Here is a 16,741-nt window from a genome sequence, read left to right as displayed (position 1 = left end):
TAGTTGGCAGCGGATGCACTTCGATCAATTCTGTTTTTGTGCAAATAGATTATCGGATACCGAAGATCGAATAATTGTTAAAGAGCCTTCCTGGTCCTCCACAGCACTTCCTTCCTCAGCTGCTCGGAGACAATATGCTTCTCAAGGAATTTTGCCATGGGGCGGTTGTCCGCCTCCACAAAGAAGACAAATTCCTCATACACCGGATCCTGCATCATTCGGCGGCTGATCTCTGCCATTAAGGCAACCCCGCGGGCCATTCTCTGATATTCCTTGCGGACAAACATCGTTTTGTACAAAATGGTTCTCGCATCAAAGGGTTCAAGAATCATCCAGCCTGCCAGCCTTCCTTGATGGCGCAAAATGACGCTCCGCTCCCGGTCGATGAGCTCCTCTTCAGCGAAGGGGTCCAGAATCGGCGGATACCAGAGACCGAGTCCCTGCCGGATTTCCTCGCTTTCTTCACTCGTAAGAGAGTTGAAAGGGCTGCAGCTAAACGGCTCAGGGAGCTTCAATGTGGTTACCCATGGCGCGTGAACGGAGTATTCCAGCCGGCAGCCGCAGATGTAAATGCCGGGGGCTGGTGTCTGAAACCCGCAGGCCTGTAGAAAAAGAGATTCGGCAGCGTCAGGCCGCAAGCCGCTCAAATACTCGGTGTTTAAGGTGCTGAACCCCGACCTGCGCAGAAGCGCACTGAGCTCTGCGATCAGTCCGCGGCCGATTCCTGAGCGGCGCCTTTCAACGGCTACTCCTATACCAAGCAGATGAGCACCGGCATCCGGTGGATGGTCATACCGGGCGAGGGCAATGCCGGCAGGCTCACCGTCCAAGTAAGCTCCAATCGCTAAAAAAGACTGCGGAAGCCGCCCCAGAAGAGGGCGGAGTTCCGCAGACAGATTGTTATGGAAGCCGGTTGGCACAGATTCTTGAAATAACGCATAGGTGATTTTTCCAAAATCCTTATTTCCAAATTCCTTATTCATAATCAGCCTTGAGAAGCGGAAACCGGCACGATCAGGTTGTTAATTTGAAGTAGATTTCTCGCCCGATCTTCATAATAGCCGTTTATAGTTATGCGGAAGCTTCCGGAACTAAAGCCGTAGGTTTGGATAGCTTGATCATCTAAAGTGAAAATAAGCCGGCTGGAGTCTGTATTGTCAAAATTAATCCCATAACCATCAGAACTTTTTTCCAGGGTAATGCTGTCCGAATCGAAATTACCGGAAGGGGAATATTCCAGCTGTACCGCACTGCTAACGGAGCCACTAATTGGAAAACTAAGCGGCTCACTCAAGTCGAGAGTAATCTTGCCGTCCTCATAAGTAGAATCCGTAACGGTTGGTGCGATTTGATCGATTGTTACAGGAAGAGAAATTTCAGTCGGCTCCTCCCCTGTCTCGTAGAGAGTGAATAGGAGTGCAGCCGCATCTTCTTCAGTAAGCCCAGACAAAGCCGTTATGTTCAAGCCCCCCGGATTCCCCTCGGCCGGGTTAACGGTAAGGTTGTCTGAATTCGAGCTCACCTCTACGGTTCCAAGCACTTGATTGTTACCAGCATCTTTAATTTCAAAATCATGATCAGTTGAATTATAACTAATCGTTTCCTCCGTTTGTCCCCATTTCACTTTAATGAGGCTCGTGATGCTGCGCTTATTATAGGTCCCCGGATTGTTAGTGGAGAGATTGATATCTCCATCTGTACTCAATAGAGTCGGATTGACAACAAAGGAAGCCGAATCCGCCAAAGAAATCGTTAAGTGGGGAGCCGTTACATCTTGCACAAAGGATACAGCCTCCTTGCCGGTAGACAGGGAGCGGAGAGCATGTTCCTCGGTTAGAGGCTGATAGACTACACGCAGCTGGTCCCCCGGCTGAACGGCATTCACAAGAGTGAGGGTCACTTTGCTGCCCGAGATACTCACCGGATTGCTTAACTGAACCGGATAAGACTCCTCCCCGTCAAAAGCCTGCACGACCAGATCATAGGGGTCTGATTCCGCTTCGGAATTATAAGCTGTCGGCACGTAGGCAGGATCGAGCTCTTGGCTATAGCTCAGGACAACGGTAGTGGAACTCGCAATGTCAACAGAAGTTAACGTGGGGACGGATTCTGTCAGCTCAACGCTTTCTGCCGAAGGAGCGGAGATATTGCCTGCCGTATCGACAGCCACGGCGCGGTAAGTTCCGGCTGGAAGTCCGGTGGTAGACAGGAACGTCTGCGCGTTGGCGGTGGCAACAGCGGCTTTAGCCGCTTGATTGGCGGTCACCAAGTTATTAAGTCCGGTAATAGTAGTTGGAATAGCGTCATCTGCTGGAACGAGGTAGACGTATCCCTTTTCATTACTGAGGGCGATTACGCTGTCTCCAATGGTTACAGGAGAAAGGGACGACAGCATGACAGTTGGAGCGGTTGTATCACGGGAAGACCCGCTGCTGCTTCCGGAAGAACTGCTGCCTGAGCTGACAGATGTGCCGGCAGAAGCCGTTTCCGTTGTTTCAGCCGGTGCAGGTGTTTCTGCTGGTTCTTCACTTTCGGTCTCTCCGGTTGGCTCTTCCGCGATTTGATCTTCAATCTGTTTCTTCGTATCCAGAAATTTGTTAGCAACGAGAGCAACCTGTTCACGCGTAGCGCTGCCCGTAGGGTTGAAAGTGCCGCTGCCGGTGCCGTTAATCAAACCTAATTCAACAGCAGCTCCAACCGCATCCTTGGCATAGTCAGCGATCGAAGAGGAATCCGTGAACGTGAGGTACTGCGCGCCGCCAGTAGTAACATCTTTGCCGGCAGTTTGGTTTAAAGCCCGGGTAAACAGAACGGCCATATCCTGCCTGGACAGGTTCTGCCCATAACCGAAGCTTCCGCTGCCTGTTCCTTTAATCAATCCCGCCTTAACGGCTGCCTCGACATATTTGTAAGAATAGTTGTCCGCAGGAACGTCTGTGAACGAAGAGGTGGTATTAGAAGATTCTTCCGTAACATTTAAATCAAGAGCTTTGGCCAGAACGATAGCAAAATCCTGTCTGGAGATGGTAGCTGTCGGATTAAAATTCCCGCTGCCTGTTCCATTGATAATCCCTGCTTCCGCAAGTTTTAAAATGGCATCTTTGGCATAAGAGCCTTCGATGTCGTTTAGTGCGGTAACATCTGCAAATGCTGGCTGTACACAAGCACTAAGGAGCGCGGTTGTGGTCATTACTTTAACTAAAAGCTGTTTCTTCAACAAATTTTCCCCCATTATCCCTCTTATTTAAGCATCTCTGCAGGCAGAGCATGCCAATATATTAAGTTTGAAAGGATAAATTTGCAATAAAAAGTTAATAGGCATTCTCCTTCTGCAGCAATGCAGCAAGGGCCTCTGAACAAGGCCCCTGCAAGTAAGAAGTATAAGAGGTTAAATCTGGAAACGTTTGATCAATTCCTCCAGCTTCTCCGCCATAAATGAGAGCTCTTTCGTTGAGGAAGTGATTTCTTCAATCATCGCCATCTGCTGTTCAATAGCAGCTGATGTGGTATGCGCGTTGTCCGAGGTCTGTTTGGACATGCCGGCAAGTTCTGTTACCGTCGCGGAGACCTCTTCCGTGCTCGCCGAGATCTGCTCGGATGCTGCGGATACCCCCTGGATTTGCTCGACGATGTTCATGGTAGAAGTCTTGATGCTTGAGAATGCCGTCTGGGCTTCCACACTTACGCGAAGGCCTTCTTCCGCCTGCTGGCGAAGGTGCTGGTTCATTGTAGTGGTCGAAAGCTTAATTAGCGACAGCATCTGGCTGATCACCGAATCAATCTCGGCTGCCGTACTGCCGGTTTGTTCAGCCAGCTTGCGGATCTCTCCGGCAACTACTGAGAATCCACGGCCGGCCTCTCCGGCGCGGGCGGCTTCAATGGAAGCGTTGAGGGAGAGAAGATTGGTCTGCTTGGCAATGTCGGCAATGCTCGCATTCATTTGATTGGCGTTCCCCGAAAGCTTGGATAATTCATTCATCAGCCCTGAGGTATCCTGTACAGACTGCAGAATCCGGTCCATTTGCGAACGTACATTATCAATTGTCTCACTGCCGTGCAGAACTTCCTGCTCGGTCTTTGCCGTTTCGTCCGCAATAGAAGCAGCAGATACTGCAATGGAGCCGACCCCGCGTGCCATTTCTTCAACAGCCGTAGCTGTCTGCTCGGAGGCTTCGGCACTTGTGGCCGCCGTGTCTGCCGCCTGCATCATCGTTTCAGCAACATGCTGGATGGACTGCGCCGTCTGCCCCGTGCTCTCCTGGATAACCTCTGACGATGAGGCGAGCAGGGCAGAGGTTTGTTTGACTTCGGTTACCATGCTTTGCAGGGACTCGGTCATGGAGTCGAAATCCCGGGCCAGCTCGCCGAATTCATTGGTGCTGGCAAGTCTGATTCTTTCGGTCAGATTGCCTTCCCTGATGCTGCGCGTAACGGTTCGGAGCTTGTTCATCGGAACGATAAAGCTGCGGATCATCAGCACGATCAGAATGGACGCAAGGACAAAGGAAATACAGAGAACGATGATGCCGTTGATCAAGATCGGCTTGGCCGCATCCGCGTATTCCTGCATGACGTAAGATGCGGTAATATTCCACCCGGTGGCGTGGTCAACAAGGTTGTACACCTGCACCTTAACAGGGCCAAAATGATCATCCTGTACGGTAGGAGTATCCGAATCGCCCGTGTCCTGCTTCTGTTTGCCCAGCAGAGCCTCCAGGCCTTCAATGACTTCGCCGGGTTTCTTGTCGCCATTCGCAAACAGGGGACCAACGGCAGTGATCAGCTTATAGCTGTCATCAGTGATCACAAGGCCGCCGCCTTTGCCGACGGTTACATTTTCCAGGCTTTCACTAAGCTTATCGAGGCTGACACTGAGCATCAGCGCTCCGCTGCCGTCCGGCAGGACTTTGCCGATGGCTACGCCGACTTTCCCGGTTGAAGGGCTGGTCGCCGGTTCGCCGATATAAATGTTCTCCTTGTCGGCCAGTGCCCCCTTGAACCATGGACGCTCACGCGGATCATATTGGGTATCATTTTTTGGAGACCGCACATACTCGCCTTTATCATTTGCCACGATGATCTCGTTCAGCTCGGGATGCGTGCTTATGATTTGATCAATTTTTGCCTGGATTTCGGCCTGGTTATCTGCTATGTCAGCCGAATTGAATTCCGTAGCAAACAAATTCGTATTGCTTAGAACAGGGGAAATATACTGGGCAATATTGCTGCGCACCAGACTGAGACTCGTTGTGACAGCTGACTGCATTTCCTTCTTCAGCTGAATTTGAGAGCTGTTATAAGCGAAGAAGCCAATCACCAGGGAAGGGATCAGCAGCACAGCAAGCAAGGAGGCAATCATCTTGGTTCGGATCAGGCTGAAGCTTCGGACTACATTTTTCCATGTAATACCTTTAAAGGTCTTAACTTTCATTTCTTCGACACGCCTCTCTGTGAAAATGACATATTATTATTTCTTTCGACAAAATTCGAGTATTTGTGTAGAGGAGGAGCCGGGTAAATTATTCCATTTGCTTATTGGATGTTCCGAGGGATGGAATAGGGGACTTTCAGCTGAAAAAAAAGAAAAAAGCCCGCGGCCGGCGCGGACTTTGCATACGTTTAATTGTGGGTCAGCCTGTACTCGAGCTCCTCGGCACTGATTGGTCTTCCAAACAGATAGCCCTGCATTTCGCTGCACTGGATTTGTTTAAGCAGAGCGGCCTGGCGCTCCGTCTCAACCCCTTCAGCGATCACCTCGATATTCAGCTGCGAGGCAAGATAGATGATGGAAGAGACAACGGTCTGACTTGTGACACCCGACTCAATCTTCTGGGCAAATTCAGGGGCTAGCTTCAGCTTGTCCAGGGGAAAGCTCTCCAGATAGGAGAGGCTGGAGAACCCGCTTCCGAAATCGTCAAGCGAAAGCTGAACCCCGTATGCCTTCAGCTTCTTCAGCTTAGGAATGGCATCTGCCTGCATAACTGTAGACTCCGTCAGCTCCAGGCTCAGGAAGGCAGGATCAAGCTCCGTTTCCTGCAAAATAGTCCCGATCATCTCCACCAGATCCTGCTGCCGGAACTGAATCCGCGAGAGGTTCACCGCAATCTTAAGATGATGGTCTTTCGAGTGCCAGATCTTGACCTGTTCACAGGCTGTACGCAGGACCCATTCCCCGATCGGCACGATATACCCCGAGCTTTCGGCCAGCGGAATGAACTCACCAGGGTAGAGCAGGCCGTACTCCGGATGATTCCAGCGGAGAAGAGCCTCCGCACCGGTCATTTTGCCGGTTAGGGCGTCAATCTGAGGCTGATAATGCAGCAGCAGCTCCCGGTTGTCCAAAGCATGGGCCAGATCCCGCTCCAGTCTGAGAAACCGCTGAGCATAGGGATCAATTTCACTGTAAAGCCTGTAGCTGCCCTTGCCGCTGTATTTCACTTCATATAAGGCAATATCCGCCTGCTTCATCAGCGTAACGGGCGTATCCCCATCCAGCGGGTAGAGCGATATACCGATACTTGGCATATTGTTGATTTCTTGGCCCCTGATCCAGTAGGGCTTGCTCAGGACATACAGAATATTTTCCGCGATGGCTTTGACCTCTTTCACTCCAGGGATTCCCTTGATCAGGATGGTGAACTCGTCACCTCCCTGGCGCGCAATGGAGCAGCTGCTGTCTCTCTCTTCGAGGCATTCCCGCAGCCGCTTGGCCACCGAGACAAGCAGGGCATCGCCAAAATCATGTCCAAACGTATCGTTGATCGTCTTGAACCGGTCCAAATCAATGAAGATGACGGCGAACATTTCATGGGCAGCTGCCTGCTCTGCCGCCTCAGTTAACCGGTTCTCGAAGGAAGCGCGGTTAAGCAGTCCGGTCAAAGAATCGTGATAAGCCAGGTATGTAATTTTCTTCTCATTTAATTTGTTTACTGTAATGTCCTTCCCGATCCCGAAAATACCGACAATACGGCCTCTGACTTTAATCGGCACACTGGTCAGGCTGAGCGCATAAGAGGAACCGTCTCTGCTGCGGATGGTAATTTCATCGCTTTGCGGTTCGCCCTGCTTGAGCTTGTCCATCCGGCCCATAAGCTTCGGAAGATCCTGCTCATCAGCAAATTCCCAAATTGAGCTGCCCATCAATTCGTCCAGAGGATAGCCGAGAAGCTGGGTGGTGGCTGAATTTGCGCTTGTGAACCGCCCTTCAAGATCAAGTGAATACACCGCGTCAGGGTTATAGTCGAACAGGGAGCGGTAAAGCTGCTCGCTTGCCTCCAGCTCGTCCGTTTTGGCATACAGGTCGTGAAGCAGGCGGCGGTTCTCCCGGATGATCAGCATCTGGCGCAGAATAATAAAGAGAATAGAGAGTCCGGTACCGATGGAAATGGCGTCCACGCCGTTAGGCTCATCGATCATTAAGACGAACAAGATGATGACACTTAAATAGGGCAGTACAGTCCGGGATAATTCCATCTTCGGCAGCTCAACCTGCTGATTCGTCCCAGCTTCCTCTGCAGCCGGTTCCCAGGCTCTCTCCAGCAGTCCGGCATAACCGATAAGAAGGAGGCAGAGGATAAACAGCGGGTCCACCAGGCTTCCGGAAAAATACTCGTCAACAGACAGCATGTAGAGATACGAGCTGTCCGCACCGGCTTGCAGAATGACGCTGAAGAAGATCAGCATCTGCTGCTTCTTGTAAAAATACGGATTCGCCCCCCAGAAGAGGGCAAAGCCGCACACCAGCAGTCCCAGATCGCTGGCCGGATAAGCCAGATTGATCAGCAGGGTAATGCGATCCGATTCGCCTTCCCCGAGCACCGGGCCGATCAGGTAGTGCCAGCTGAACGTGAAAGCGATTGTCATCGTCGTCAGCAGATCGAAGATCATCTTGTACAGCCTGGATCTGCTGCGCAGTCTGGTGAACATATGGGCAAATGCTGCCAGATAGAAAGCGACTTGAAGCAGGTAGAAGATATCGACCAGATTAGATTCATATCCCTCTGTTCTGAGGATCTGCTCGTTATACCACCAGATCATTTCGGCAATCGTGTACTGGAAGGAGCCGATGGCGAGAAGCGTCCAGAACACTCTTTTGCTGCGCCTGGCGTTCTTCGCTCCGATGGACAGCCATACGGCAGAGATCAGGCTGCCTGAAACGGATAAGAGATCTCCTCCCCACGACGCCATGTGCTCATTATTCCGCCAGACGATGATCCAGACATAATATACGCCCACAAAGGCGATCAGAAAGAGAAAGGGTAACAATCTTCTATTGTACTGTGTCATAGCTGCATTCCATCTCCCATACAAAAAAGCCCGCGGCCAAGCGCGGGCTTTTTGTCCATTACAATTATGGCATTTTCCGCAGTGTAAGCGTCATTCACATGTTGGTTCATGGAACGGAAAAATCAAACCATTCAGGTTATTTTTCTCATTATACACTGGGGTTGTTAAAATATGCTAGACGAATATATCACAGCTCATGTAAATATCCGGCACATCAGATATTGAACCTTTCTCCGTAAAAGCTTATTTCAGCAAACGCGCCAGAACAGCGGCTGCTTCTGCCCGGGTCAGCATAGCTTTAGGAGCCAGCTTGCCTTCGCTGCTGCCGTTCAGGATGCCGGCCTGCAGGGCCGTATTAAAAGCATCTTTGGCCCAGCTGCTGATTTGGGCGTTATCCGCATAAGAGCTGGTGAGATCGGTCTCCGATTGGGAGGCCGCCGCTTTGCCGCTCAGGGTCAGGGCGCGGGCCGTCATGACTGCCATTTCCTCGCGTGTAATCTGCCCGTTAGGGTTAAAGAGATTTCCACTCTGCCCGGTAACCAGCTTCATCGTATAGGCTTGTGCAATGGAGTCCGCATACCAGCTTCCGGCTTTAACGTCTGTGAACGGACTTGCATTCGTAACCTGCACGTCTTGGTTCAGGGCTCTGACGAGCATAGCCGTGAATTCGGCGCGGGTGATGCTGGCGCTTGGATGGAACTGGTTGTTGTCCCCAAGCACGATTTGTTTGGCGGCCAGGCTGCGGATATCGTTATAGGCCCAGAAGCCGGAAGCAACGTCAGTGAAGCTCTTATCATATTCCACAACCGCATAGGTGCTGAAGTGGCGGACTTCACCTGTGATCGTATTTCCGCTGACGGTTCCTTGTACATATTCCACTGATCCGTTATCGGCCAAATAATAGATTCCTGCCAGATTCTTGTCAGCATCCGCATTCACAGCAAGCGTCAAGCTTACCGGCGGGTTGAACTTCGGCAGATTCAGCTGGGTGCCGTCTTTGAGCACAACGGACAAAGCAAACTCGTAGGCTCCGCCCGCAAGCTTCAGATCTGCCGCGGATGAACCGGATGCCTGGTCAAGCAGCGAGTTTATTCTGCTGCTGTCGCCTGGTGTATAGGTGAAGGACAATTGGGCTCCGTCCCTTTGTTCCTGCGGCACCTGGTTTTGCGCAGCGGTCAGAAGACCGGCAGGCAGAAGCAGGGTGAAGCCGTTTGCCTTCAGGGTAAGCGATTTGCCGCTTAGAAGATCAGCTGCGTTAACCGGGAGCAGAACCTTGCCGAGTCCGGAGTTTGCTGCAGTGTCCAGATCCAGCACTGCAGAATCTGCATTGGCTTCGGCAGCCAGCTGGTTCAGCTGGTCTCCGCTTACATTCAGAACCTGGTCTCCGGCAGAATCAGTGGTCGTAGTGGCTGCTGAACTGCTGCCCGAACTTCCTGATCCGCTGTTCCCGTTATTTCCTGAGGAGGCTGCCGTGTTCACGGTCAAAATGGCAGTGCCGCCTTGTTCCCGTGATGGAAGCTGAACGCTGATCTGTTTGTTTGCGTCTACGGTATATACAACATTGTTATACAAATCTTTGATTGTGGAACCAGCGGCATAAGGCACGGACAGAACCGCTGTCTTCTCGGCGGCAGTCGTATTCAAGCCTACATACACGCTGCTGCCATTGTAGCTGCGTTTGAAGACCAGATATCCGTCGCTGTCGCTTCCGGCCACCTTGGTGTGCGTTCCTTTGGCAAAGACCTTCGAATAAGCGGCGCGGATATTCAGCAGCTTCTCATAATGGTCATGAAGCAGCTGTTCTCCGGTTAAACGGTCCCAGCCCATATCGTAACGGTTCAGGTTGCCTGCAGCCGTACCGGACTGTCCAAGCTCTTCACCGTAATAGATGACCGGCTGCCCTTTAACTGTAATTTGCAGGGCGGCTGCAATCATCTGCAGGCTTTCGTCGCCGCCTGCGGCAGTTGCAAGGAATCCGTCCTCGTCATGGCTGCTGAGGAACTGTCCCATCGTAGCTGTGTTGTCCATCTGATCATTGCGATCTTCGAGATAAGACTCGACAGCGTCTATATTGCCATTGATAAAGTCATTGGCTGTGTTCTTAAACTGGAAGTCCAGCAGGGAATCCATTTCACCGCTGCGGAGCTTGCCGCCGGTCGAATCGACGCTTGCCCCGTAGTATTCACCGATCATTTTGAAATCCGGATCGATGGTTGTAAGGGCGTTCTTGAAGGCCTTCCAGGTCGTATCATCGACGTGCTTCACGGTATCGACGCGGAAGTAATCAATCGAATCGCCTCTGTCGGTCTTGGCACTCTTCAGCCAGCCGGCCTGCCAGTCGATGACTTTCTGGCGTACATCTGGATCTTCGGTAATAAAATCCGGAAGTCCTGCGAGCTCGCCTTTGACGACATCCGTGTCGGTGGAGACGCCATCCGTCCGGAGCATGCCGGCAAACCGGTCTTTGTCCTCCTGGGAGACTTCGGTATTGGTATCCGTTTCCTTAAGGCCGTAGCCGGTATGGTTCAGCACGACGTCGACCATAATTTTGATGCCTTTGTCATGGGCGGTATTAATCAGGGTCTTGAAGTCGTCCATGTTGCCCAGGTGCTCGTCGAGCGCCTCGAAATTTTTAGCCCAGTAGCCGTGGTAGCCGTAGGAGTCGCCGGTTGTAGAAACATTGAAATCAATATTATCAACGATAGGCGTAATCCAGATGGTGTTGATTCCAAGCTCTTTGATATAGTCGAGCTTCTCGGTCAAGCCTTTGAAATCGCCGCCGTGGTAAGCATCAACCGCGGATTTATCCACGTTGTAATCATTGCTTGTGTCCCCGTCGTTAAACCGGTCTGTCAGCAGGAAATAAATCCGCGCTTCGTCCCAGTCAAAGTCAAGGCTGCCGGCAGATTGTCTAGTTTTGACTGTTAATTTCACGGTTCCCGTATGCTTATTGCCATATTGATCTACTGCCGTAATTGTCAGCGTCTTGTCGCCGGCTGTTGTCGAGTCGGTTACGGCAAGCGTCGCCTGCATCAGGGCAAGGTCGATCGTCTCCTTGGCTGGTCCGCCGACCGGAGTAAGGTCAACATACAGCTCGCGGTACTGCAGATTCTGTTCTTCAGAAGCCGTCTGTACCGTCAGAACGGTATTCTCATTCGGCATGATGGCTGCCGGGGAGAGGGAGCCTGTAATTTGAACCTGCGGATTATCATAGTCGAAGGAGGAAACACCGTTCTCCGTGTTCTCAGGATCGGTGACTTCCGTCGTTTCACCATTTTTCGTAATCAGGAAAGAATACGTATAATGTCCTTTTTGCAATCCGCTCAGCGTGTAGCTGAAATATTCGTTTGTATCGTCATAAACCATCGGATACTCAGTGCTTTGGCCGTCCAGCGTTACACTAACTTTGGCACTGGTAATTTGATCCATCTGGTCGTTGTTATACAGCTCGTTGTCCCGATAATAGAAGGTAATCTTGCCGTCATTCATTACCGGTCCGGTAACGGAAGGGACGATCTGCAGCTCCTTCTGGCCTTGAACAGCAGTCACCTTGGTGACGGTCTGCTTCAGCGGAGTATCAATATATCGGTCAAAGTCGACATCAGTGGCTTCCCAATTGCCATATTTGACTTTAAAGCCGACGCTTGTGGCGTTCCGTCCGATTTTGATTCTTGCGATGGCGTAACCGTCTTTAACTTCTTCAAACTGCTGTTCGCCGTCTTTGGAGCCTGTATTCCAGAGCCATAGGCTCCAGCCGTCATAGTCCTGATTCGGCCGGAAGTATTTGAATTCGATGTAGCGCTGGGCCGGAGCTTCGGTAATGGCCGCGAGCGCTTCGTCCCGGCTGTAATACACGGTGGTGTCATCCTGAATGATCCAGGCATCGACAGAGGTTCCGGTGGAAACGGTGACCGCATGGGTTAAATCCTGCGAATCCCAGCTGCCCGGCCGCTGAATGACACTAATGGAAGCAGCAGGCATTTTGACCGATACAGTCACAAATCCGTCCTGATCTTCACTGGTAAAAGGATACGCCTTCCCGGCGGCCTGGCCATACCAGATCCAGTTGTCCCAATTGGTATAATTCTGGTCCGCCCGGTAGTAGTGCAGGTTAAACGTGTACATCTTGTCCTGAATAGTAATGCTCTTGCGAGCCGTGTAATTCCCGTTAGCCGCAATTACCGTTACCGTAGAGCCGCTGGCAAGCGTGCTGCTCTCACTCACTTGAAGCGTGCTGCCGGTTAACGTCACTCCATTCGCGCTTCCGTCCAGGGACCAGGCCGGTTGAATGGTGCTGGCGGAGCCGTCCTCGCCGCTGATCAGCTGGGCTGTAAGCTCCATGGAACTGCCTTTGCCAATGTCGCTGCCGGAGGTAATGCTGATTCCGGGCACATAAACGACGGAGTTGCCGTTAGAGGATTTTGAGTTTAAAGGATCGGTAAAGGCGCCGGTCCAGCTTCCCTTATTCGGGATAAACTTGTATCCATAGGTTCCGGCATCAAGCGGCAGGGTGACGGAGAATACGCCGTCCTGTTTGGTCATTTCGATGGCGGTGTTCTCGCTCCAGCCATTCATGTCACCGACCAGATACAGGGTATCACCGCTGTAGGAGACGTTCTTGAACGTAACGGTTCCGTCTCCATTAATAATAGGGCTGGCAAGCGTGCTGCTCAGCACCGTAATATTTTTAGAAATCTCAAGCCCCTCAAAGGAAGCGCTTACCTGAAGGGTCGAACCAATTGCGGCATCCGAAGGAATAGTGACAAGGCCATTATTGACCGCAATATCGGCGTCTGTCAGATTGGCTGTCCATTCGGCATTCTCGTTCAGGTTAACCTCTGAACCGTCCGCCAAAGTCCGGATGGCGTTGATCTGCACCTGGTCGCCCGGTTTGGCTGTGTCTGCATCCGACTGCAGAACCATGGCGGAGACAGCAGAGTTGCCGCCGACTAAAGGAGTGTGGTTCAGCGGGTCTATATAGGAGTTCTCCCAACTGGCTCCCGGCATAAATTTATACTGAATTTGTCCGCCAGTAGAATTAAGCTGCTCATTCGAGAAGGTGTAGGAGAACAGATGATGATCGGCATCCGGGGAAATTTCCTGGGTCATCGGCACAAAAGAGTTCTCATTCCAGTTATTGAAATCCCCGTTTATGTACTGCTCATTGATGGTTGAATCCGTGACACTGTAAACAGTCGCCGTTACGGTATTATTGCTGTCCAGCCTGAAATCCGGGCTTGTAATGGAGGTAAGGGACCCCGTGGTCTCAGAGGAAGCCGAAGCCTTCTGAAGAGCCGGGAAGCTGCCGGTGATCAGAACAAGGACTAGCGCCCAGACCAGCCATTTGTAAGGTTGACGCTGCATAGTTCAGTTATCTCCTTTCAGTACGTAAAGTTTGAGAACGTTCAAGCGGTTGGCAGTTAAAGCGGCATAAGAGGATAATAAAATAATAGAGCAGACACAAGGGAAAACGCCTTCAAAATCACCTCCGACATTTAGTGCAAACGTTTGCAAAACAGGTAATTAAAAAACATCTTCTCCTGATGCTCTTCGAGAGGATGTCAGCGGTTACAGTTGAGGGAAAAAGCTGCCTGTAACGTCATTTGTGCAAACGTTTGAACAATTTAATAATTCGATTATATCACGCGCCCGAGCGGCCTGACAATCCTGATTTGTAGTCTGTAATAGAAAAAGGCAGGCATTCAATGCCGATATGCGGACCTTTTGACCTTATTGACTTTAGTTCATCAATGACTGGCAAACTGCTGATGACTGGCAAACTGCTGACTGGTGAGTAGCAAGCTTACAAAAATGGAATTTCATGTTTAAGGAGTATGAATGAGGGTAATGAAGTTAATAATTTTACCAATATGTCAAGAGGATGTGCATATATGCGTAAATTTCAACTGCCTCTTCAGACGGGGAGTCTTATTGCTTCCTTTATGTGCTGGGTGCTCATTTCTTCCCTAATGGTGTATATCAAGGCAGACATTCCGCTTACTTCCGGGCAGGCGGCATGGGTAACGGCAATTCCTGTCATTCTGGGCTCCGTGCTGCGGATTCCGGTAGGTTTTCTGACCAATCGCTTCGGAGCCAGACTCATGTTTGTCATCAGCTTCCTGGCCCTTCTTCTGCCGATTGGCTACCTTGGCTTTGCCCATTCCTTCTGGGATCTGATCATCAGCGGTTTCTTTCTGGGTATAGGCGGAGCAACATTCTCTATCGGGGTTACCTCCATTCCTAAATATTATCCGAAGGAAAAACACGGCACCGTGAACGGAATCTACGGCATAGGGAATATGGGGACCGCTTTCACTACCTTCGGCGCTCCAATTCTTGCAAATAGCTTTGGCTGGAGATCAGCGGTCTTTGTCTTTCTGATCTGGGTTGCCTTATTCGCCCTGATTAACTTTATAGGCGGTGACCGGCAGGAGCCAAAGGTCCGCGTCTCTATGAAGGGCCAATTTCTCCAAGTCTATAAAAATGAGAAGCTGTGGTTTCTGTGTATTTTTTACTTCATAACCTTCGGCTCTTTTGTTGCTTTCACCATTTATTTGCCGAATTTCTTTGTCAGCCAATTTCATTTGGAGAAGGTGGATGCGGGATTGCGGACAGCCGGATTCATCGTGCTGGCGACCCTCTTGCGGCCAATTGGCGGCGTTCTGTCCGATAAGTTCAATGCTTATGCGGTGCTTATGTTCGTGTTTGGCGGCCTGACCCTTTCAGGCATCCTGCTGTCCTTCACCTTGTCTATGCCGCTCTTTACAGTCGGGTGCCTGGCGGTTGCGGTGTGCGCCGGGACCGGGAACGGAGCGGTATTCAAACTGGTGCCGCTTTATTTTGCCAAGCAGGGAGGGATCGCGAACGGGATCGTGTCTGCTGCCGGGGGACTCGGCGGATTCTTTCCGCCGCTGATGCTGACCATGCTGTACGGCATGACAGGCCATTATTCCATCGGCTTCATGGCCTTGTCCGAAGCGGCTCTGGCCAGTCTCGTGCTCGTATTCTGGCTGTCCTTCCAGTCCCGGGTTCAACTGTACGCCGATATTGTCAGTTCTACAGCGGACGCGGTGATGGTCACGGATAAAGAGAGCAAGATTATTACGGTCAATCATGCGTTTACCCAAGTTACGGGGTATGCAAAACAAGATGTCATTGGCCGCAATCCGTCAATTCTCAGCTCAGGGAAGCATGACCGCAGATTTTACGAGGAATTCTGGGAGTCGCTTAATGATAAGGGGCACTGGCAGGGCGAGATTACTAACAAGCGCGCAGACGGTTCCTTGTACCGCGAGTGGCTGACTGTGAGCACCATTAAGGATGATCAGGATAGGGTGAAGAATTACGTTGCTATATTCAGTGATTTAAGCAAACAAAAGGAGAGATAGCCATGTCTGGACCAGCTCTAAGAAATGTAGACAGCCATTCACTTATTCACGAAGCCGCGCTCGAGGAAGCCAGGGAGCTTACCGGTGTGCTGGAGCACTGCCTTCAGAGCGGGGAACTGCCCAAAGCGCTGGAGGTGGCTTATGTGGCTTTGGAGCACTGGGAGAGCCGGACTCTGCAGCACGCTGCGAGTGAAGAAGAGGGGCTCTATCTGGACGTGCTTGCCCAGCGCCCCGATCTTCAGTCTGTCATTACTTCGCTGATCCGCGACCACCAGCTCATGCGCATTCTTGCCGGCGAGATCAAGGAGCTGCTTATGAGGCAGAACGCCGCTCAGACAGATAACATCAAGCAGGTGCTTCACCGGTTCAATGCTCTAATCCTGATTGATCATCTTCACAACGAAGAAGAGGAACGCATGATTGGACATGAAGTGGGGGGACACGTACATGCTGACGAAGAGGCAATTTGAAGAGGAGCAGGCCGCAGCAATCAGACCGCTGGAATTCGTATCGCCGCAATTGTACCAGATATTGAAAAATGAGCTCGCCCGCCTGCATATCCATCCTTACGATGTCAGAGCCGGCGGTTCCCGCAGCGGAAGCGGCATTCAAGTGGAACTGCTCTACGGGGAGCAGTTTAACCAGCTGAAAAAGGGATTTTTCGAAGATCAGGAAGAGGTTCAGGGGATTGAGCAGGGGATTGAAGGCGGCGCCGGGGAGGCAGCTCTCTTCTTCCGGCAGGCAGCGGAGGAGATCAAGAAAGCGATGATTGCGGACTATTTTAAAATGATGAAGCCATAATGGAGGGATCTTATGTCACTTGAACAAGACGAAGTGTTTCTGAGACAGGACAGAGAGGATCTGTTTGAAATACTGGCCATGAGGTTCGGAGAAATTCCGGAAGGCCTAATCAGGCAAATTGGTCAGTTAACCGATCTGAATCAGCTCCAGCGGCTCATTCTGGTCGCCTGCAATTCGCCTGATCTGAACGTGTTCATGGAGGAATTGGGTGAGCCGGAATCCTCATTCAAGCTGACTGGAGAGAGATTTAATCCGCTGGCATAGGA

Annotated in this window: 9 protein-coding genes; 4 read left to right on the top strand and 5 right to left on the bottom strand. The window is 51.3% G+C overall.

Translation table 11 applies throughout. The features are described from left to right. Positions 1-77: 77 nt before the first annotated feature. The 5 genes from FCN15_RS06690 to FCN15_RS06670 all read right to left on the bottom strand — a co-directional run bounded on the left by FCN15_RS06690 (position 78) and on the right by FCN15_RS06670 (position 13,650). Positions 78-983, bottom strand: coding sequence for a GNAT family N-acetyltransferase (locus tag FCN15_RS06690; protein WP_138494221.1), 906 nt, complete (start codon positions 981-983; stop codon positions 78-80). A 2-nt stretch (positions 984-985) separates the two neighbouring features. Continuing rightward, a complete protein-coding gene (locus tag FCN15_RS06685) occupies positions 986-3,217 on the bottom strand; it encodes an S-layer homology domain-containing protein (protein WP_162515303.1) in 2,232 nt (743 codons plus the stop codon). Between the two features lie 171 nt (positions 3,218-3,388). Then, the gene (locus tag FCN15_RS06680) at positions 3,389-5,431 is read right to left on the bottom strand and encodes a methyl-accepting chemotaxis protein (protein WP_138494219.1); all 2,043 of its coding nucleotides are present in this window, start codon (positions 5,429-5,431) and stop codon (positions 3,389-3,391) included. Positions 5,432-5,619: 188 nt separating this feature from the next. Further along, positions 5,620-8,286, bottom strand: coding sequence for a DUF4084 domain-containing protein (locus FCN15_RS06675; RefSeq protein ID WP_138494218.1), 2,667 nt, complete (start codon positions 8,284-8,286; stop codon positions 5,620-5,622). Positions 8,287-8,529: 243 nt separating this feature from the next. Then, entirely contained in the window at positions 8,530-13,650 is a 5,121-nt protein-coding gene (locus tag FCN15_RS06670; protein ID WP_138494217.1) for an alpha-amylase family glycosyl hydrolase, read from the bottom strand. Positions 13,651-14,177: 527 nt separating this feature from the next. On the opposite strand from FCN15_RS06670, the gene FCN15_RS06665 reads away from it, so the two are divergent. From FCN15_RS06665 to FCN15_RS06650, 4 genes are read left to right on the top strand one after another with little or no spacing between them, the layout of a single operon-like run. Next, entirely contained in the window at positions 14,178-15,674 is a 1,497-nt protein-coding gene (locus tag FCN15_RS06665; RefSeq protein ID WP_138494216.1) for a nitrate/nitrite transporter, read from the top strand. 2 nt (positions 15,675-15,676) lie between these two features. Next, entirely contained in the window at positions 15,677-16,144 is a 468-nt protein-coding gene (locus tag FCN15_RS06660; RefSeq protein ID WP_138494215.1) for a hemerythrin domain-containing protein, read from the top strand. Continuing rightward, entirely contained in the window at positions 16,122-16,475 is a 354-nt protein-coding gene (locus tag FCN15_RS06655; RefSeq protein ID WP_138494214.1) for a hypothetical protein, read from the top strand. Before FCN15_RS06660 ends, FCN15_RS06655 begins: the two co-directional genes overlap by 23 nt. A gap of 12 nt (positions 16,476-16,487) precedes the next feature. Beyond that, entirely contained in the window at positions 16,488-16,739 is a 252-nt protein-coding gene (locus FCN15_RS06650) for a hypothetical protein (RefSeq protein WP_138494213.1), read from the top strand. Positions 16,740-16,741 lie beyond the last annotated feature (2 nt).

It is taken from the genome of Paenibacillus pinistramenti (genome assembly GCF_005869875.1).
Lineage (GTDB): Bacteria > Bacillota > Bacilli > Paenibacillales > Paenibacillaceae > Fontibacillus > Fontibacillus pinistramenti.
Note: the sequence above shows the minus strand (reverse complement) of the source record. Positions and strands in the feature narration are given on the sequence as shown.

What these genes read in the sequence shown, in the direction of transcription:
- FCN15_RS06650 (WP_138494213.1), top strand. Translation starts at nt 16,488, where the DNA reads ATGTCACTTGAACAAGACGAAGTGTTTCTGAGACAGGACAGAGAGGAT.
- FCN15_RS06660 (WP_138494215.1), top strand. Translation starts at nt 15,677, where the DNA reads ATGTCTGGACCAGCTCTAAGAAATGTAGACAGCCATTCACTTATTCAC.
- FCN15_RS06665 (WP_138494216.1), top strand. Translation starts at nt 14,178, where the DNA reads ATGCGTAAATTTCAACTGCCTCTTCAGACGGGGAGTCTTATTGCTTCC.
- FCN15_RS06675 (WP_138494218.1), bottom strand. Translation starts at nt 8,286, where the DNA reads ATGACACAGTACAATAGAAGATTGTTACCCTTTCTCTTTCTGATCGCC.
- FCN15_RS06690 (WP_138494221.1), bottom strand. Translation starts at nt 983, where the DNA reads ATGAATAAGGAATTTGGAAATAAGGATTTTGGAAAAATCACCTATGCG.
- FCN15_RS06655 (WP_138494214.1), top strand. Translation starts at nt 16,122, where the DNA reads ATGCTGACGAAGAGGCAATTTGAAGAGGAGCAGGCCGCAGCAATCAGA.
- FCN15_RS06670 (WP_138494217.1), bottom strand. Translation starts at nt 13,650, where the DNA reads ATGCAGCGTCAACCTTACAAATGGCTGGTCTGGGCGCTAGTCCTTGTT.
- FCN15_RS06680 (WP_138494219.1), bottom strand. Translation starts at nt 5,431, where the DNA reads ATGAAAGTTAAGACCTTTAAAGGTATTACATGGAAAAATGTAGTCCGA.